Genomic DNA, 667 nt, shown 5'->3' with positions numbered 1-667 from the left:
TTCTGGAAGGTCAATTGCTGCGGGTCGGCATCTGGCGAGGCAGCGATGCTTCGCCGCCGCTCGTGATCTTCAATGGCATCGGCGCCAATCTCGAACTGGTCCAGCCGTTCGTCGATGCGCTTGGCGATGTGGAAGTCGTGATGTTCGATATTCCGGGCGTGGGCGGATCGCCCGCGCCGCTCGCGCCGTATCGATTCTCCACGCTGTCGGTGCTGACCGACAAACTGCTCGTGAAGCTCGGCTATGCGGGACCGGTGGACGTGCTCGGCGTGTCGTGGGGTGGGGCGCTCGCGCAGCAGTTCGCGTATCAGTATCCGTCGCGTTGCCGGCGGCTGGTGCTTGCTTCCACCTCGCCGGGCGTCATCATGGTGCCCGGCCGGATTTCCGTGCTTTCCAAGCTGATAGGGTCCCGCCGCTATAAGGACCCGGAGTTTTTGCAGGAGGTCGGCGCGGAGATCTATGGCGGTGTATACCGGAGCGATCCCGAGTTGCTGAAGGAACACGGACGTCATATTCAGGCGCCGGGCGGGCGTGGCTACGTGTACCAGTTGCTGGCGGTGTGGGGTTGGAGCAGCTTGCTCTGGCTCGGCTGCCTGCGCCAGCCAACGCTCGTCATGCACGGTGACGACGACCCCATCGTGCCGCTCGTCAACGCGAAGATTCTCGC

The 667-nt window shown here is 63.9% G+C and carries 1 protein-coding gene; it reads left to right on the top strand.

Annotated features, from left to right (window positions below; translation table 11 throughout):
- Window positions 1-2 precede the first annotated feature (2 nt).
- Window positions 3-667: poly(3-hydroxyalkanoate) depolymerase (phaZ, locus tag AWB81_RS43925; RefSeq protein ID WP_087135642.1), on the top strand; the 665-nt coding region annotated here is incomplete at its 3' end.

This window comes from Caballeronia arationis (assembly GCF_001544975.2).
GTDB classification, from domain to species: Bacteria; Pseudomonadota; Gammaproteobacteria; order Burkholderiales; family Burkholderiaceae; genus Caballeronia; species Caballeronia arationis.
This window is presented reverse-complemented; position numbering and strand designations above follow the sequence as displayed.